Annotated in this window: 15 protein-coding genes; 7 read left to right on the top strand and 8 right to left on the bottom strand. The window is 42.1% G+C overall.

Translation table 11 applies throughout. The annotated features are described in order from the left end of the window. Window positions 1–117 precede the first annotated feature (117 nt). Window positions 118–1,401 (bottom strand): tyrosine--tRNA ligase, encoded by a 1,284-nt coding sequence (tyrS, locus tag VJ786_RS15670; RefSeq protein ID WP_134776237.1) that lies wholly within the window; start codon window positions 1,399–1,401, stop codon window positions 118–120. 51 nt (window positions 1,402–1,452) lie between these two features. Here tyrS and VJ786_RS15665 point away from each other — a divergent pair, with 51 nt between their 5' ends. Continuing rightward, window positions 1,453–2,175, top strand: coding sequence for an ACP phosphodiesterase (locus tag VJ786_RS15665; protein WP_099368202.1), 723 nt, complete (start codon window positions 1,453–1,455; stop codon window positions 2,173–2,175). A 43-nt stretch (window positions 2,176–2,218) separates the two neighbouring features. Further along, window positions 2,219–3,907 (top strand): amino acid permease, encoded by a 1,689-nt coding sequence (locus VJ786_RS15660; RefSeq protein WP_134776236.1) that lies wholly within the window; start codon window positions 2,219–2,221, stop codon window positions 3,905–3,907. 247 nt (window positions 3,908–4,154) lie between these two features. Here VJ786_RS15660 and VJ786_RS15655 read toward each other — a convergent pair whose 3' ends face one another. Beyond that, window positions 4,155–6,095 carry a KUP/HAK/KT family potassium transporter gene (locus tag VJ786_RS15655; protein WP_134776235.1) on the bottom strand — a complete coding sequence of 647 codons (1,941 nt, stop codon included), beginning with the start codon at window positions 6,093–6,095 and terminating at the stop codon, window positions 4,155–4,157. Window positions 6,096–6,301: 206 nt separating this feature from the next. Here VJ786_RS15655 and VJ786_RS15650 point away from each other — a divergent pair, with 206 nt between their 5' ends. Then, window positions 6,302–6,757, top strand: coding sequence for a T9SS type A sorting domain-containing protein (locus VJ786_RS15650; RefSeq protein ID WP_134776234.1), 456 nt, complete (start codon window positions 6,302–6,304; stop codon window positions 6,755–6,757). Window positions 6,758–6,986: 229 nt separating this feature from the next. On the opposite strand, the gene VJ786_RS15645 is transcribed toward VJ786_RS15650, so the two are convergent. Next, entirely contained in the window at window positions 6,987–8,273 is a 1,287-nt protein-coding gene (locus VJ786_RS15645; protein WP_099368206.1) for a citrate synthase, read from the bottom strand. A 312-nt stretch (window positions 8,274–8,585) separates the two neighbouring features. Here VJ786_RS15645 and VJ786_RS15640 point away from each other — a divergent pair, with 312 nt between their 5' ends. After that, complete coding sequence (locus tag VJ786_RS15640) at window positions 8,586–8,951, top strand: BlaI/MecI/CopY family transcriptional regulator (RefSeq protein WP_099368207.1); 366 nt, start codon at window positions 8,586–8,588, stop codon at window positions 8,949–8,951. A 51-nt stretch (window positions 8,952–9,002) separates the two neighbouring features. Then, window positions 9,003–11,012, top strand: coding sequence for a M56 family metallopeptidase (locus VJ786_RS15635; protein WP_134776233.1), 2,010 nt, complete (start codon window positions 9,003–9,005; stop codon window positions 11,010–11,012). Window positions 11,013–11,325: 313 nt separating this feature from the next. Here the strand turns inward: VJ786_RS15635 and VJ786_RS15630 are convergent, their stop codons facing one another. From VJ786_RS15630 to pth, 3 genes are all read right to left on the bottom strand, one after another. Then, complete coding sequence (locus VJ786_RS15630) at window positions 11,326–12,111, bottom strand: prohibitin family protein (RefSeq protein ID WP_099368209.1); 786 nt, start codon at window positions 12,109–12,111, stop codon at window positions 11,326–11,328. Continuing rightward, on the bottom strand, window positions 12,108–12,299 hold the full coding sequence (locus tag VJ786_RS15625) for a hypothetical protein (protein ID WP_099368210.1): 192 nt from the start codon (window positions 12,297–12,299) through the stop codon (window positions 12,108–12,110). Before VJ786_RS15625 ends, VJ786_RS15630 begins: the two co-directional genes overlap by 4 nt. A gap of 139 nt (window positions 12,300–12,438) precedes the next feature. Further along, window positions 12,439–13,002: an aminoacyl-tRNA hydrolase gene (gene pth / locus VJ786_RS15620; RefSeq protein ID WP_134776232.1), complete on the bottom strand. Its 564-nt coding sequence runs from the start codon at window positions 13,000–13,002 to the stop codon at window positions 12,439–12,441. Window positions 13,003–13,144: 142 nt separating this feature from the next. On the opposite strand from pth, the gene azu reads away from it, so the two are divergent. Further along, window positions 13,145–13,678, top strand: a complete 534-nt coding sequence (gene azu, locus VJ786_RS15615) for an azurin (protein WP_134776231.1) — start codon at window positions 13,145–13,147, stop codon at window positions 13,676–13,678. A gap of 73 nt (window positions 13,679–13,751) precedes the next feature. Next, a complete protein-coding gene (gene ric, locus VJ786_RS15610; protein ID WP_099368213.1) occupies window positions 13,752–14,474 on the top strand; it encodes an iron-sulfur cluster repair di-iron protein in 723 nt (240 codons plus the stop codon). A gap of 197 nt (window positions 14,475–14,671) precedes the next feature. Here the strand turns inward: ric and VJ786_RS15605 are convergent, their stop codons facing one another. Together VJ786_RS15605 and VJ786_RS15600 are read right to left on the bottom strand one after the other, a co-directional pair. Further along, entirely contained in the window at window positions 14,672–15,268 is a 597-nt protein-coding gene (locus VJ786_RS15605; protein WP_099368214.1) for a 50S ribosomal protein L25/general stress protein Ctc, read from the bottom strand. A gap of 252 nt (window positions 15,269–15,520) precedes the next feature. Further along, the gene (locus VJ786_RS15600; RefSeq protein WP_336558013.1) at window positions 15,521–16,477 is read right to left on the bottom strand and encodes a ribose-phosphate pyrophosphokinase; all 957 of its coding nucleotides are present in this window, start codon (window positions 16,475–16,477) and stop codon (window positions 15,521–15,523) included. Window positions 16,478–16,997 lie beyond the last annotated feature (520 nt).

The raw sequence follows: 16,997 nt of genomic DNA, 5'->3' as shown, positions 1-16,997 counted from the left end.
CAATGACGATTAAAAATCTTACTCCCTCTCTCGCTGTATCCTAAATGAAATACAAAATTATATTCTGTTTCTTTAATTCCTATAACTTCCCTACAAACTTACGATGACGCAGGTTTCTTAAGAAACCGTTATCAAATAATAATTCTTCTTACCGCGTTGCGCGATCAAATACTTTCCATTGATCAACTGATCATTCCCAACCACCAATTCCACATCAGTTAGTTTCTCTCTGTTCAACGAAACACCACCACCTTGCAACATTTTTCTAGCTTCACCTTTAGAAGGAAACACCTGTGTTTCCACTGCTAAAAGATCAAGAATATTTATCCCTGCCGCTAATTTATCTTTTGCAAGATCAAATTGAGGTACACCATCGAACACTTCCAAAACCGCATCATGCTCCAAATTGGACAAGAAACTCAAATCGCCATTTCCAAAAAGAAATTCCGAAGTCTTAACAGCTGTTTCATAATCCTGTTCCGAATGCGTACGGATCGTAATATCTTTTGCCAATGCTTTTTGAACGATACGTAAATGTGGGGCAGCATCATGCTCTGCAATGATCGCATCAATCTCTTCCTTCGGTTTTAAGGTAAAGATCTTGATCCACGATTTACTGTCATCATCCGTAGCGTTCAACCAGAATTGATAATATTTATAAGGCGAAGTTTTCTTCGGATCCAACCATACAGCTCCCGATTCGGTTTTACCGAACTTTTGGCCATCCGATTTCTTGATCAATTGCGTAGTCACCGCAAAGGCCGATCCCTGATCGATACGACGAATCAGTTCACTACCGGTAACAATATTTCCCCATTGATCCGATCCACCCATCTGCACCTTACAATTGTGGTTTTTCCATAGATAATAGAAATCATAACCTTGAATTAGTTGATAGGAGAATTCAGTGAAGGAAAGTCCACTTTCGCCTTCCAAGCGTTTCTTTACAGAATCTTTGGCCATCATATAATTCACGGTAATCAGCTTCCCGATATCACGGATGAAGTCTAGAAACTTGAAATCCTTGAACCAATCGTAATTGTTCACCATCTTGGCATCGGTCTCCCCGTCGCCAAAACTCAAGAATTTTGCAAGTTGATTTTTCAACGCATTCACATTGCGTTGTAAGGTTTCTTCATCTAAGAGATTTCTCTCCGCTGATTTGAATGAAGGGTCGCCGATCATTCCTGTTGCACCACCCACCAAAGCTACCGGTTTGTGACCAGCGTGTTGGAAGTGGATCAGGGTCATGATCTGCGTTAAATGACCAACATGTAGCGAATCGCCTGTAGGGTCGAAGCCGATATAGCCTGCCACCTTTTCTTTGTTTAGCAATTCTTCTGTTCCTGGCATGATGTCTTGAAGCATGCCTCTCCAGCGTAGTTCTTCTACAAAGTTCATAGTTTACCCTTAAGATTTTTTATTAAAGAATTGCAAAGATAACAGATTAAAATGTATCTTACAGATAAATTGTTCGGTTATTGGGTTGATATGAATTTTCTTTCTCATTTCTATTTTGAACGGTATGCGACACAGCCGGAGCGTGTTTTGGGCTCCCTGCTACCCGACCTTTTAAAAAATGTAGATAAGAGCTATATCTTTCATCCCCAAAAACAAGAAGAACAATTTTTCCTCCATCCACAGACCCAGGCCATTTCCGAAGGTTGGTACCGGCATGTGGAAGTCGACAAGCTTTTCCATAGCAGTGAATTCTTTCTCGAGCATAACCATGTATTGCGCAAGCAATTGGAACCCGTATTGGAAGGCTTGCCCATTCGCGCCTCCTTTATGGCGCATATTGCCATCGAACTGCTGCTTGACCATCTACTGATCCAGCACGAATTGGTCAACGTAAGCCGATTGTATGAACATTTGGAACATGTAAACCTATCCACCTTGCGTTCTTACCTGAAAACACTGGGGGTAGAGGATGTGGAAGGCTTTATGGATTTTTATGATAAGTTCCTCTCTTGGCGCTATATCTTTGAGTATAAGGAGGTGGAAAAGATTTCAAACCCCTTATTCAACATATCAAAACGTATTTGGACTTTCGAAACGCAGCCCAGCCAACACGAGGCACTGACCGAGGTCCTGATCAATTATAGGGATAATCAATTAACAAATTTCAAGGAGATCTACATGTATATTCAGGATAATATCACGTATTTATCATAATTTTTTTCACATTTGTAGCCTTGACCCAATAAATTAACTAAATATGGCAAATAGACTTTTCCGTAAGAAAAGCGTTGATCAAATCTTGTCCGATGCCGAGCACGGCGGTTCTGGACTAGCAAAAATATTAGGTGTAAGGGATTTGGTTTCCCTGGGTATTGCGGCCATTGTAGGTGCCGGTATCTTCAGTACCATCGGCTTGGCGAGTTATAACGGGGGGCCGGCGGTCTCCATGTTGTTCGTTTTTGTCGCATTTGCCTGTGTGTTCACTGCCTTATCTTATGCACAGTTCGCCAGTACGGTCCCTGTTTCCGGAAGTGCCTATACCTATGCCTATGTGACTTTCGGGGAACTGTTCGCCTGGATCATTGGATGGGCGCTTGTGCTCGAATATGCCGTTTCCAATATGGTGGTGGCCATTTCCTGGTCGCAGTATTTTGTTTCCATGCTCGAAGGCTTTGGCATCAACATCCCCCGATGGATGACGATGGCACCGGGCTATGCCCTGGATGCGCATCAGAAGTTCCTGGAGGTTGGTCTGGATAAGATGGAGAACATCGATAAGATCGCTTTACAAGCTTATGAAACCGCTCCGCGGATTGCTGGGATGCCGATCATCCTGGATATCCCTGCGGGGATTATCACAGTTTTGGTGACCTGGTTGGTGTATATCGGTATCAAGGAGTCCAGGAAGGCGAGTAACATCATGGTGATCATCAAGGTGGGGATCATCCTGGCAGTGATCCTGGGTGGTATTTTCTTTGTAAAACCGGAGAACTGGATGCCATTTGCACCAAATGGTTTGGGAGGGGTGATGAGCGGTGTAGCTGCGGTTTTCTTTGCCTTTATTGGCTTTGATTCAATTTCTACAACTGCGGAGGAGTGTAAGAACCCTCAACGGGATCTGCCTAGAGCGATGATCTATTGTTTGTTGATCTGTGCGGTTCTGTATGTGGCGATCACCTTGGTGCTTACCGGTATGGTGAATTATAAGGAATTGAATGTGAAAGATCCATTGGCCTATGTGTTTTCCTATGTGGGATTTGATCATATGGCGGGGATTATTTCGGTGACTTCGGTTATTGCGATTACTTCTGCTTTGTTGGTGTTTCAATTGGCACAACCAAGAATCTGGATGACCATGAGCCGTGATGGTTTGTTGGGAAAGAGCTTTTCGAAGATCCATCCAAAATATAAGACTCCTTCCTTTGCAACGATTGTGACAGGCTTTGTCGTGGCTATTCCAGCATTGTTCTTTAAGATGGATTTCTTTGTGGATCTGACTTCTGTGGGAACTTTCTTTGCCTTTATTTTGGTTTGTTGTGGGGTGTTGTATATGGACCATTCGGGGATTTCAAAGAAATCTAAGTTTAGGGTGCCTTATGTGAATGGGAAGTATATTGTGGGGATTGGATTTTTGGTGGGATTGTTTTTGGTGTATAGATACGGAGGAGAGACTCTTGATCATTGGTTGACCATGGGTTCTACGGAGATATTGTTGCATAAATCACTGGTGATTGTATTTTGGTTGGTGTGGGCAGTGATGAGTGTGTTGAGTTATAAGTATAATTTTTCTTTGTTGCCGGTGATTGGGGTGTTGATTAATCTATACTTGATGTCGGAATTGGGGGCAAGTAACTGGATAATTTTTATTATTTGGTTGTTGATAGGATTGGTGATTTATTTCGCGTATGGGTATAAGCACTCGAAATTAGGGAAGGAAGAGAAGTAAATATATCGTCATTGCGAGGAACGAAGCAATCTTTACCCATGTCATGGTGAGCGTAGTCGAACCATCTGTTCGTTTGTAACAGCGTATAGATCCTTCGACTACGCTCAGGATGACATGGGGCGCCGCATATCGGAAGATTTCTTCGTCGCACCTCCTCGCAATGACGTGAAAGTTCTTCGCAATGACGTATAGTTTCGCAATGACGTAGAGTTTCGCAATGACGCGAAGCCTCGCAATGCCTAAAACCCTACAACCTCTTCAGCTTCACTTCTTCCGTATTCGGAATAGTCAATGGAACCCTTTCAAGCGTCACAAAACTACTATCCAACCCAAAACCCTTTTCTTCCGATAAACTGAACTTTTTCAAAACCTTATAGATCTCCAGAATAATTTTCTCATTCCATTTCAAGAAATGCGTTTTCGAAATCACTTTCTCCAGCACAACAAAATTAAAATCTCCAGGGATATGATGCTTCTTCAAGGTCGCATAATTACTGGTTATATCAATCTCCCCATTCTTCACCATATCTTCCACCACTTTCCGGAACAATAAACTGATCTTTTGCTCTTCCCTAAATCCCAAGTGAAAATCTATCCGGATAACTTTTCCAGGAACCAATTGCGTCACCTTATATTCTCTCGTATGCGGATTATCCATCACATCCACATGCGCCAGCCAATACACATCGGCCCGTTTCGGCTTCTTATTGATGATCGAATAGGTAATCTTCGATTCCACCTCATGGATATTATTCGCACTGGTCAGATACACCAAATGGGAAGCAAAATAAGGCACCGTTTCATCCTCGCTCAATTCCGATAGGATAGGATAATACTCCCTAACATCCACAAACTTCACAAACCTGTTCTTGATCTTCCTTGCGCCGAACCAAGCATACATCACTACGAACAATACAATGGCCAATAGCAAAGTCAACCAGCCACCATGCGTGATCTTACTGATATTACCCATCAAGAAAGCCAGTTCGATGGTAGTATACACCAGGGCAAACAGCCCTACCAAAATAGGGTTGATGCGTTTTCTGAGCATAAATACCGTCATCAGGATGGTTGTGGTGATGAAAGTCAGGTTAATGGCCAATCCATAGGCTGCCTCCATGTTACTGGATTCCCGGAATACCAAGATGATTAACATACAGCCTAAATAGAGGATGAGGTTAACCGATGGGACATAGATCTGTCCTTTATGGTCACTAGGATATCGAATAGCCACTTTCGGCCAAATATTCAGACGTACAGCTTCGGCAATCAGCGTAAATGATCCGGAAATCATCGCCTGACTGGCGATGATAGCCGCAATGGTCGCAATGGTCACTCCCCAGATCACAAACCAATCCGGCATAATGGCATAGAACGGGTTGATTTCACCCAACATGGAACCTTGATGTTCCAATAACCAGGCACCCTGTCCGAAGTAGTTCAGGATCAACATCAGTTTCACAAAGATCCAGGAGATACGGATATTCGACTTACCACAGTGCCCCATATCGGAATAAAGCGCCTCAGCACCCGTTGTACACAGGAAGATGGCCCCTAAGATAAACCAGGCATTGGGGTAATTGCTCAATAATTGGTAAGCATAATATGGATTTAAAGCCTTCCAGATTTCCGGCGAATGTCCAAGGTAGGAGATCCCTAAGATCCCGATAGTGGAGAACCAGATGAACATCAACGGGCCGAAAACACGGCCGACGATATTCGTTCCGAATCGTTGAATGATAAATAGTAGGGAAATGATGAGTACCACGACCGGAATGGTAGGGAAATTTGGCGTTTTAATGGCCAAACCTTCCACCGCAGAGGAAATGGTGATCGCAGGCGTGATCATACCATCGGCCAGCAGTGTACTCGCACCGATGATGGCCGGGATGATCAACCATTTTGCTCTTCTTCTCACCAGGGAGAACAGGGATAGGATACCACCTTCCCCTTTGTTATCGGCATTGAGGGTAATCAATACGTATTTGACAGTCGTTTGTAGGGTTAGCGTCCAAAAGATACAGGAAAGGCCTCCGAAGATGACCATTTCCGTGATTTCACCTTTATTAAAGATCGCTTTGAATACATAGAGGGGAGATGTTCCGATGTCGCCAAAAATGATTCCTAAACTAATTAATAATCCCGCAAAACTTATTTTGTTGAGATTTTGTTTATGGTCTGTGGACATACTTAATTGTTAATGTTTTAGAATATAAAAACGGCACGAAATTACAACTTTTTATGGCACAACGTAATTTCCTGTTAAAAATTGTTAAAGGATTTATTTTTTCCCGTCAAAAAATCGAAAAATCTCTACTTTTGTATTAGGTTTTAAGGATTAAATGATTACTTTTGGTTAAACCAAGTCACAGAAAAGAAATCTAAGTACCAACGATGAAATTAGAATTGAGGAAAATATCACGCTATGCACTATTAAACATAGTCCTTTTAGGGGCTGTGTTCAGCTATGCGCAAGCCTCTCATTCATCCGTTGATACGGCTGGAACAAGGTCAAATAAGGTCGCTATGGTGGCATCTAAAAGTAGAAACGTCGCAAAAGTGAATTTATTGGCTGAGCAGTCAGATAAATTAATCAATGATGTAAAAGTATTGTACAATCCTATTGCTGGAGAGGTTACAGTGAACTTCAAATTGAACAAGAGCAATACGGTAGTGATTAAGATTATGGATGCCTTGGGAAATGAAGTGTTGAACCTGCATAATTCAAGCTTAGAAGCTGGACAGCAGAGTTTGAGTTTTGATGTGAACCAGAAATTATTCGAAGGGTTTTATTTTGTAAGGGTTAGTTCCGGAACGGAATCGGTAGTGAAACGGTTTACGGTTAGATAAGATTCGTATTCGATAAGATATTTTTTTTATTTTTTTTAGCCTTCCAAGAATTGGGAGGCTTTTTTTTTGTGGGATAGGGTAAGTGGGTTGGCGAGATGTGGGATAGGGAGAAGTGGGTTAGGGAGGAGCAAAAAAAGCGTCATTGCGAGGAACGAAGCAATCTTTCGATTAGTTTGAAGATTGCTTCGTTCCTCGCAATGACGTGTAGTGCCTCGAAATGACGTGTTACCTACCTCTCAGAGATTGGCACATAAGGACGTAAAGTCTCACCGATATAAACCTGTCTTGGTCTTCCGATCGGTTCTTTATTATCCCTCATTTCTTTCCATTGTGCGATCCATCCTGGTAAACGACCAAGAGCGAACAATACCGTAAACATATCCGAGTTAAATCCTAATGCACGGTAAATAATTCCCGAATAGAAATCCACATTCGGATACAACTTACGATCGATGAAATACTGATCGTTCAATGCTGCTTCTTCCAAACGTTTCGCAATATCCAATACCGGATCATTAACCCCTAATTTCTCCAACACATCGTCACAAGCTTTCTTAATGATCTTCGCACGAGGGTCAAAGTTCTTATATACACGGTGTCCGAATCCCATCAAACGGAAAGGATCGTTCTTATCTTTTGCTTTTGCCAAATATTTGTCTGCATCGCCACCATCAGCTTTGATCGCTTCCAACATTTCAATTACCGCTTGGTTCGCTCCACCATGAAGTGGTCCCCAAAGCGCATTGATTCCTGCTGAGATCGAAGCGTACATATTCGCATTGGATGATCCTACCATTCTTACCGTAGAGGTCGAACAGTTCTGCTCATGATCTGCATGAAGGATCAATAATTTATGCATTGCATCAATGATCAATGGATCGAAAGTTTTCTCTTGATTCACCTCTCCAAAGATCATGTTCAGGAAGTTCTCGATATAACCGAAATTGTTCTTCGGATAAACTACCGGATGTCCCAATGATTTCTTCTGGATCCAAGAAACAATCGTAGGCATTTTCGCCAATAGATTGATGATGGTTTTGTTTTCTTCTTCTTCTGTTTGGTTCGGGTTCAAAGACTCTGGATAGAAAGAAGATAATACACCTACTAAACAGGACAATTGACCCATCGGGTGTGATTTGGAAGGAAATCCTGTAAAGAAGTTCTTCATATCCTCATGGATCATCATCTGAGCACGAATATCCGCACGGAATTTCTCCAGTACGTCCTTCGAAGGAAGATCTCCGTAGATCAATAAATAAGCAACTTCAAGGAAAGTGGATTTTTCAGCTAAATCTTCAATAGCATATCCTCTGTATTGTAGGATACCCTTTTCACCGTCTAGGAATGTAATAGCACTTTTTGTAGAACCCGTGTTCTTGAATCCGGGATCCAAAGTAATATATCCTGATTGGTCTCTAAGTTTCGAAATATCTAGGGCTTTCTCATTCTCTGTCCCTGTGATGACAGGCATCTCGAAGGTAGATCCATTCAAGTTAATAGATGCAGTTTCAGACATAATAAAATTTCTAGTATTAATGGTATTATAACATATAACGTTTACTTACAAATGTATAAAATTGATTTCTATTTTCTGAGGTTAAAATTGAATAATAATAACATATAATCGTCATTTTAAGACAAATTTCCAGAAAGTTCGGAAAACCTTATTTTAGCCTTTTTTGCTGTATTTAAGGCTGTTTTTAATAGCGCTTTTGATGGTTGTCTCGCTAACCCTCAGCCACTTAGCTGTTGAACCAAATATTAAAAAAATGTTAAATATCTTGGAGAACTACGAATTATTCGTAAATTAGAGGAAATAATAAGGAAAATGGAAAAATTAACGATACAAGAAGAAGAGGCGATGCTGTCCATCTGGCAATTGAATGGCGGCTTTATTCGAGAGATTCTGGAGAACATGAAGGGTTCGGAAATGCCCTATACCACTTTGGCGTCCACCATCCGGAACCTGGAGCGGAAAGGTTATGTAAAACCTGTAAAATATGCCAATGCCAAACGTTACGAGCCACTCATCAGCTCAGAAGAGTATAAAGGAAAATTCATGAACTCCTTCGTGGGCGATTATTTTAAGAACTCCTATAAGGAGATGGTTTCCTTTTTCGTGAAAGAAGAGAAACTGAGCCCGAATGAACTGAAGGAAATCATGGATATGATCCAGAACAATAAAAGCAAGTAATCCTTCCGAAGAAGAATAGCAAAACATCCTGTACCATAAAAGCGACTAACCATGGAAAGTCTACTAACCTATATCCTTCAAGTAAACCTATTGCTGAGTCTGTTATTCCTGGGCTATCATTTTCTGTTGAAGGGATTGACATTCTATTCCCTCAACAGGGTTTATTTTGTTTTGGGCGCAGTATATGCCTTTGTATATCCCTTTCTGAACATCAGGGCATGGTTTGCAGAAAAGATCGATCTTCCAAAAGGGGAGGTGCTGGCTTATCTGCCTTTTGACCTGGAGGAAACCCAGAGCAGTTTGGCGCTCTCGGACCTGCTGGCTGGACTTTTGCTATTAGGAGCCGCTGTTTTTGCCCTGAAGCTGATCTTCCAATTGTTGAGCCTATTTCGGATACATTGGCATTCGAAGCCTGCCCAGTGGCGCGATTACCTGTTCAGGAATGTGGTATTTCCTATTACACCATTTTCATTTTTCAACAAGATCTATTTACATCAGCAACAGCATGAAGAGCTGGAACTGAACGATATATTTAAACACGAATACATCCACGTGAAAGGCCAACACAGTGTAGATGTATTATTGTTTGAGTTTGTATTGATAAGCTGTTGGTACAATCCTTTCGTATGGCTCATGCGCAGAGCCGTGCGTCAGAATCTAGAATTCCTGACCGATCAACAGGTGCTGGATAAAGGGGTGGATCGACAGACTTATCAGTATTCATTGCTGAATGTCACCAAGCAGGGTGCTCGGGTCGGCATCAGTAATCAGTTTAATTTTAACACACTAAAAAAGCGCATTATGATGATGAACAAAAAAAGGTCATCTAAATTGGAGCTGAGCAAATATGCTTTTATGCTCCCGATGTTGATCGTGGCCGGGATTACCTTTTCGGTAAGCCAGGCAGAAGGTAAAATCGAGGTTGTTGTGGACAACCTGAAACAGGCAGATGTGGGGAAGATGCTGGATGAGGTAGTGGTGAATTTGCCGAAGATTGGGGCGAAGGATACGGTGAAGGAAGTGAAAAGGGATACTGTTCAGCTTAAGAAAATTGCATACGATCCTTCTGTTAACATGGTTGTTTCTGGAAAAGCCTCTTATGTGAGTGATGTGGATGGTTCCAATAAGCGGATGGTGATTGTAAAACCCGACAATTTTAAATTGAATTATAAGAATAAAGAGGATCGTCCGCAGTTCTTTGTCAATGGAAAAGAGGTTAAAGAGGAGGCGGAGTTTGAAAAAATTGATCCAAAGAATATTTTAGCTGTGGAGATCTATAATCCAACGGATGGAACTACTAAGACCGATAAGGGGAAAGTTTATATTACCCTTAAGGGAGGAGAGGTAGAAAACAGTAATTTTGATGCATTGAAGGGCCGACATACAAAGACCTTTTCTGTTTCCATAGGAAGTAATTCAGGAGAAAATAAACAAGGGGATCCAGAGGTGAAAAAATTGAATATTAATGGGGTTGGTACCACTGGTGAAGTTTCAAAGTTGTTTTTCAGAAATAAGGATGGACTGACAAAGTTCGGGATCGATGGAAGTAAAGTAGGGTCCGTGGGAGAGCCTTTAATCGTAGTCGATGGTAGCCCGGCAAGTAGTTGGGAGGGGATTGAAACACATAATATCGAGTCTATTACCGTGCTTAAGGATAAATCCGCTACCGCTTTATATGGTGATAGAGGGAAAGATGGTGTAATTTTGATTACAACAAAGTTAGGATTTAATGGCCTTGGAAAAGTGACTAAGGATTCTATTCCTTCGCTACATGGAAGGGTAAAGGAGGTAGTCGTTACAGGTTTTAAAAAGTTTCCTGGTGATGCGAATCCTATTCGAATCAATAGGCGATTGATAAAGGAGGGGGATTATACTGAGTTCCTGAATAATCTTCCTGAAAAAGCGGTGTATTATTTAGATGGTAAGGAAGTGAAAGCAGGGAAGTTGTCAAGGTTGGATGTAAAGGATATTAAGGAGGTTGCTTATATTCCGGATGAGACAGCGAAACATATGTTTGGAGACAAGGCTTCAGAAGGCGCTGTTTCGGTAATGACAAAGTAGGTTTTTTATCGTCATGGGGAGGAGGAACGTCATTGCGACCTCGCTGTCATTGCGAGGAACTCCGTCATTGCGACCTCCGCGACATTAAGTGGCCCTACGTCATTGCGAGGAGGTACGACGAAGCAATCTTTGGACTTTGTCATCCTGAGCGCAGTCGAAGGATCTGTACGGTTATTACCTACGAACAGATGCTTCGGCTCCGCTCAGCATGACATGAGGGAAGATTGCTTCGTTCCTCGCAATGACGTATAGTTCCTCGCAATGACGTATCTCTCGCAATGACGGGAAGTTCGCCATGCCAATACCTCTACCTCTACTTCAACTCCTTAAAAATCACCGGGCTATTTCCATACAATGGCGTAGAGCCGTCCCATTTCTCAATAAATTGCTGCTGAATAATCAAAGGCGATAGGGTCGTTTGTCTCAGTTCATTGGCCTTTGCTTCCGCCTCTGCCTGCACGATCATCTTCTTCGCGTCTGCTTCCACCACCTTCAGCTCATTCTCCGCTTGCTGAGCCTTCTGGATTGCTGCATTCTTCGCATTGATTGCCTGCGTAATTGCCTCCGGATACTGAATACCGCTGGTCAACTGCTCCAAAATAAATCCTTCCTGCTCCAGGAAAGCAATCATCTTCGCCTGAACACCCGCTTCAAATTTCTCCCTGTTGCTAATAATAGAATCCGTAGAATACTTATTGAATTCAATGCGGTAAACATCCTTGATATGGTTCACCAACGTATTCCCCAAGATCTCATCGATCTGTTTCCTATATTTGATAAAGATCTTCGGTGTACTGCCATTCGACACGCGTAGAGATAGGGTAGGATCAACCGTAAAAACAGATCCATCTTTCGCATTCACCGTAAAATTCTCATAATTCACAGTCTGAACATAGGTCGGAAATTCATAAATGGATTCCGTGATCGGATTATACCATACCCGACCCGTTACCAGGCTCACATCCTGAACCCCTTTATCCGAGCCGTAAAGTTTCACCTTAATGCCTTCATAACCGGCATCAATACGTTCCGTACAACTAATCCATACGATCAGGGCAACGAACAGCGTCGCGCCCAAAGCAATCATGTTTCTTTTCATTCAATTGGTTTGTTAAAGATATATTTGAAAAAATTATAAACGACCGCAATCAGAAGGATCACCAGCAAGACCCCTAGAAAAACATCCCAATCAGACCGCTCACTCAGCAGCTGAAAAGCTTCAGTTGATCCCAATATCACTAAAAAGATCACTACAGGTATCGAAATATAGGGGCTAATCTTCCTCATTGGTTTTCTCCTTCTCTTTTTCCAAAAATTACTAAAAATTTTGGAATTTTCCAATGAAAAAAGGAAATCTTTTATGGATTTCCTTATGATTTTTAGTATAAAATGCCATGATCGGCAAGAATAGAAGAATTTTTGTTCGTTATTTTGTATTTAAATTCGTCATCGTGAGTTCAATACCAATATTTACGAAGCTATGCACCATCTTTACGGCGTGTTCGATATGTGCCGGCAGATCCTTTTGCTCATCCGGATCGAAAGGCCCCAATACATAATCCACCTGACGGCCTTTCTGGAAATTATCCGAAATCCCAAACCGCAAGCGAGGATAAGCCTGCGTGCCCAAGGTCGCTTCGATCGAGCGTAGTCCGTTATGTCCTGCTGCCGAACCTTTGGGTTTAATGCGCAAAGATCCAAAGGGAATCGCCAGGTCATCCACGATCACCAATACGTTCTCCACCGGAACCTTCAGCTCTTTCATCCAATAGTTCACCGCTTTTCCGCTGAGGTTCATGTAGGTGGTCGGTTTGATTACATACACCTGATGTCCACGCTGCTTGAAATCGGTATAATAGGCATGCTTTAAGGTAGACCAGGTAACCCCTGCCTGATTGGCCAGCTCATCCGCCACCATAAAACCTACATTGTGCCTGGTATCGGCATATTCCCTGCCTATGTTTCCTAATCCGACGATCAAATAGTTCATGGCAGCAAAAATAGGGAATTACACACAATTTCCCATAGCCCATTTTTTGCCAATCAGCTTAGGATCATTTTAAAAAGTAGCAAGCATCACTTTTTAATCTCCATATAAACGACAAATTTGTCTTAAATAGAAATGACATCTTATGAAAAAGTTATTTAGTTTCACTGGCCTCGCAATCGCAGGTCTATTTATTGCCTCTTGTGGTTCGGGCGAACAAAAAGATAAACCAGCAGTGGATCACAGTAATCACGAAACATCAGCGACAACGACGAGTACCCCTGTTGCAGAGCCAAGCTCCACGGCAGCGGTTTCCAATGAGGTGGTTGTGGAGAGTGATGACCAAATGAAATACAATATCCACGAGATCAAAGTGAAGGCTGGAGAGCCTGTAAGCCTTACCCTAAAGCATGTGGGCAAGATGGCCAAAGAAGTGATGGGCCACAACCTGGTGGTCTTAAAAGCAGGAACGGATATCACGGCCTTTACCGAGGCAGCACTGAAAGCAAAGGATAAAGAGTACATCCCTGAATCGGCGGATATCATAGCGCATACCAAATTGATCGGAGGTGGTGAGGAATCGAAGATCGAATTCACCTTGGAACCTGGAACCTACGATTATATCTGTACTTTCCCAGGTCATGCGGGCATCATGAAAGGGAAGATCATTGCCGAATAAATCGCTATAACGAAGCTCTTATATAAAAAAAGAACCTCTTAAATTCAAATAAGAGGGGAAAAAATGAAAAAACATGGAAGCATTAGCAAAAAACAAAATGGGTGATATCGTTGCGCAGGATTTTAGGACAGCAGCGGTTTTTTCAAAATATGGGTTGGATTTCTGCTGTGGCGGACAACGTTCGGTGGAAGATGCAGCGGCTAAGAAAGGCGTAGCCTTGGACCCCTTGGTTACCGAGCTGGAGGATGTGCTGAACGCGAAAGGCGGCGAGAACATCGATTTCAGTGCCTGGCCATCCGATCTATTGGTTTCCTATATCGTGAAGACCCACCATCGCTATGTGCGGGAGAAAACGCCTGTACTGTTGGCCTACCTGAACAAGGTCGCTCGCGTACATGGTGAGCGTCATCCCGAGCTGATCGAAGTGAACCGATTGTTCGAGGAATGTGCCTTGGATCTGGGTCATCATCTGGAAAAGGAAGAACGCATCCTGTTTCCGTTCATTGAGGCCTTGGAAGAATCCAAGAGCCATCAGGAAAAGCCGGAAACCCCTACCTTCGGAACCGTAAAGAACCCGATCAGCATGATGGTACACGAACATGAGGCCGAAGGCGACCGCTTTGAACGCATCAAGGAGCTTACCAACAACTATACCGTGCCAGATGACGCTTGCAGCACCTACCGGGTATCGTTTGATATGCTGCGGGAGTTCGAGCAGGATCTTCATAAACACATCCATCTCGAAAACAATATTTTATTTCCAAAATCAATAAAATTAGAAGAGTCTCTACATTAACAATCGGGTCTCAATACCAAAATTGAAACTCTACATTAACATTTTTTTATTTAGTTGAACAGTTTGTAAAATGAAAAAGGCATCGAATTTCGATGCCTTTTCTATTTTCTAAATATTAAGTTCTTATTAGTTATTAAGTTTAAAATACCTAGCCGTTATACATCTAACTACTAAATACTAACTACTAACTACTAAACTTATTTTTTACCGCCTTTAGCTGCTTTAGCTGCTTCTTGCTCTGCTTGACGTAATGCACGAGACATAACAACTGAAACGATAGTATCGTCGCTGTTATTCAATACTTTTGCGTCTTTCAAATCTACTTTACCAACACGGTAAGATTTACCAACTTCCAATCCTTCCATAGGGATCTCAATTTCTTGAGGAAGGTTGTTAGGTAATGCTTTCACGCGAAGTTTACGTAATTTCTGTACCAATTTACCCCCCATTTTAACACCTGGAGAAGTACCTACCAAGGTAATAGGAATGTTTACAGAAACTTCTTTATCATCGAAAAGTTCTAAGAAGTCAACATGTGTAACTAAATCAGTTAATGGGTGGAATTGAGCTTCTTGAACGATAGCTTTTGCTTTTTTACCATCGATATCCAATTCTACGAAGATCACTTCTGGAGTGTATAGAACTGGCTTCAAATCAGCTGCGGAAACCGAAAAATGTGTTTGCTCTTTACCTCCGTAAAGAACAGCAGGGATCTGACCCTCGTAACGCAATTCTTTCGATTCTCTTTTCCCTACGTTCTGTCTTGCAGAACCGCTAATAGCAATTGATTTCATTGTTATAAAATTTAAATAATGAGGCGCAAAGCTACTAATTTTGTTTTGGAAAAACAAAATTAGTAGCAGTATTTAGTAGTGAGTATTTAGTAGTTAGACCTATGGCGTCTTAGCAGGAAGATCTATGGCGGCTTAGTACTTTGATCTATGGCGGATAAGTATATCACAAAAAATGTCGGCTATAGGTTAGCCGACATAGTTCTTTATACTAAATACTTACTACTAAATACTAAAGTAAAGCAAAGCTTCGCTTTACTTTACGTCAAAAAGATCCGAGATGGAGCCGTGCTCATTTACGTTCTTGATGGCGTTTGCGAAAAGATCCGCTGTAGAAAGCACTTTGATTTTACTGCATAATGCTGCTTTTTCAGGATTCAACTGAATGGTATCTGTAACGATCATTTCCGTTAATACGGAGTTCTCGATCGTTTCGTATGCTTTTCCGGAAAGTACAGCGTGTGTACATACTGCACGAACAGATTTTGCACCATTTTCCATGATCAATGCCGCAGCTTTCGATAGGGTACCTGCTGTATCGCAGATATCATCGATCAATACCACATCCATACCTGTTACATCACCAATGATCGACATCGATTCAATCTCGTTTGCACGTTTTCTGCGTTTATCACAGATGACTACCTCTGCATTGAAGAATTTCGCGAAGGTACGGGCACGGTAAGAACCACCCATATCTGGCGAAGCGATCATCAGGTTCTCCAAGTTCAAGGATTTGATGTAAGGAACGAAGATGATGGCACCATCCAAGTGATCTACCGGGATATCAAAGAAGCCTTGAATCTGGGCAGCATGCAGGTCCATGGTCATGATACGGGATGCTCCAGCAGCGGTGATCAGGTTTGCGATCATTTTTGCGCCAATGGCCACACGAGGTTTGTCCTTACGGTCTTGACGGGCATATCCAAAATAAGGAACAACAACCGTAATGAAATGTGCTGAAGCACGTTTTGCTGCATCGATCATCAACAATAATTCCAACAGGTTGTCGGATGGTTGATTGGTCGATTGGATCAGGAAAACATCACTTCCACGAACGGATTCGTTGTAGAAAGGTTGGATTTCGCCGTCAGAGAATTTCGACAAGGTCATGTCTCCTAGTGGCTTTCCGTAAGATTTTGAAATCTTTGTCGCTAGCTCCTGGGTTCCAGATCCAGCAAATAATTTTACGGTATTGAATTGCAAAGGCATGGTGAAATGATTTATTAATTTATTGTAGCCGCAAAGTTAGGTAAATGTTTTAAAATTTAAAATTAATTGGAAGGGGAGATGGGGAGATGGGGAGATGGGGGGAGATGGTGGGAGGTGGTGGGGAGATGGGGGGATGCACTTTCTGCGTCATTGCGAGGAGGCACGACGAAGCAATCTTTCGATTAGTCCAAAGATTGCTTCGTTCCTCGCAATGACGCGGAGGGTGTCATTACGCGGGATGGGCAATGACGTGGAAGGGTGCCATCACGCGGGGTGGGCAGTAACAAGTTTAGTTCGTACTGAAAGCATACTGAAAGTAACCTGAAAGTATGTATTTAGTAACCTAACATACTAAAAACCTGCTTTAACCATACTTAAACCTTGATTTTACAGCGAAAACATATCATTTACATATAGAAAACGCAATATTTTTGTAATCATTCCACAACCCTTCCCCACCCCCCCCCCACCCCCTTCCTCCCCAATTTATTCATAAAAAAATAATCTTGTTTACAACTTT

Origin of the sequence: Sphingobacterium tenebrionis, from assembly GCF_037126265.1 — a bacterium.
In the GTDB taxonomy this organism is placed as follows: domain Bacteria; phylum Bacteroidota; class Bacteroidia; order Sphingobacteriales; family Sphingobacteriaceae; genus Sphingobacterium; species Sphingobacterium tenebrionis.
Note: the sequence above shows the minus strand (reverse complement) of the source record. Positions and strands in the feature narration are given on the sequence as shown.